Here is a 1177-nt window from a genome sequence, read left to right as displayed (position 1 = left end):
TAAGCCGATACAGCAATATCAATTAACAAGAAATGACAGTGCAGCTCATAGAAATCTATACAGTAAAATAGAGGAGTATGTGCAGTCAGGTTTTTATTATGTGGATAGCCCAACATTACCAGACCCAGTTGGTGGCTATTTACTTGTAGAGAGCTATGATACTAGATATGTCAAGCAAACTTACACTCCTTATAACAAAAATAAGACTTATTTCCGAGTAAAAAATAATGCAACTTGGACACCGTGGGTTGAGTATGCCCAAACCAACGACCCAAACCTTGTCAATACTGGCTGGGTCGCTATCGGTAATGGTTTCAAATACAAGAGAGTCGGCGATGTCGTCTATCTGGACTATGGATTTAGGACAAACAACGTCCCATCGTTTACGGTTGGACATATCCCTGCTGAGCTAGTCCCTAAAAACATGATGTTTGACGTGACAGCTTGGACAAGGAACCCTATTCAGATGATACATGTGCAGATTAACGCTGACGGCTCTATCTCATGGATAAATGAGGCAGGTAAATACAATGCGGAATATCAGGGTCAACTAAGTTGGTGTATTTAGAAAGGAAAACCTATGAAATTTGAATTTGCGACAAAAAGCCTTGAGTATGACGGAAGCGGAACAGCGTCCGCCACCAAAGTTATTTTAACCAATGCAGAGGGCGCTCATGTGCCTATTTTTTTATCTCCTGAAAAGATTGATTTATCTAATACGGAGCTACTTGAGTTAGCGCTTGAGGTCATCTATCAGGAAAACTTCCCTATGCGTGCTGAAAATGAGAAGTTCAACACTTTAGGCGAGAAAATCGCTGAGTATGACAAGCTCATTGAAAAAGCAACGCTGACCATTGACAAAATGGAAACACAGATGACTAATCAACAAGAGCAGTCATCAATGGCACAGGTTACCTTGATGTCAGTGATTTTCAAACTCTACGAGAAAGGAATGCTGACAGATGAAGACCTTGCTGAAACAACTGTCACAGAGGCTAAATAGTCTCACAGAACATTTAGAAAGAGGAATAGACATGATGACAAAATTATATGCAATTAACATTGTAGCTGGACGTTACCCATTTTCCAAAGTGCCACGAGTGCTTAAACAAGGGGTCAAAGAACAGATTGCCCTCATGGTAGAAGATGAGGAGCTTGTCGCTGAATTGACAAAGGA

General features: G+C 40.8%; 3 protein-coding genes. All 3 read left to right on the top strand.

Features of this window, described 5'->3' with window-relative positions; all coding sequences use genetic code 11:
* On the top strand, positions 1-568 hold a 568-nt coding region (locus G576_RS12700), incomplete at its 5' end, for a DUF859 family phage minor structural protein (RefSeq protein WP_245563034.1).
* Between the two features lie 12 nt (positions 569-580).
* Positions 581-1003 (top strand): DUF1366 domain-containing protein, encoded by a 423-nt coding sequence (locus G576_RS0109625; RefSeq protein WP_027974416.1) that lies wholly within the window; start codon positions 581-583, stop codon positions 1001-1003.
* On the top strand, positions 963-1177 hold a 215-nt coding region (locus G576_RS14160), incomplete at its 3' end, for a CD1375 family protein (RefSeq protein ID WP_425423380.1). The genes G576_RS0109625 and G576_RS14160, both read left to right, overlap by 41 nt.

The organism is Streptococcus porci DSM 23759 (assembly GCF_000423765.1).
In the GTDB taxonomy this organism is placed as follows: Bacteria; Bacillota; Bacilli; order Lactobacillales; family Streptococcaceae; genus Streptococcus; species Streptococcus porci.
Note: the sequence above shows the minus strand (reverse complement) of the source record. Positions and strands in the feature narration are given on the sequence as shown.

Bases quoted from the DNA above. Each gene is read 5' to 3' on its own strand.
- G576_RS0109625 (WP_027974416.1), top strand. From the start codon at position 581: ATGAAATTTGAATTTGCGACAAAAAGCCTTGAGTATGACGGAAGCGGA.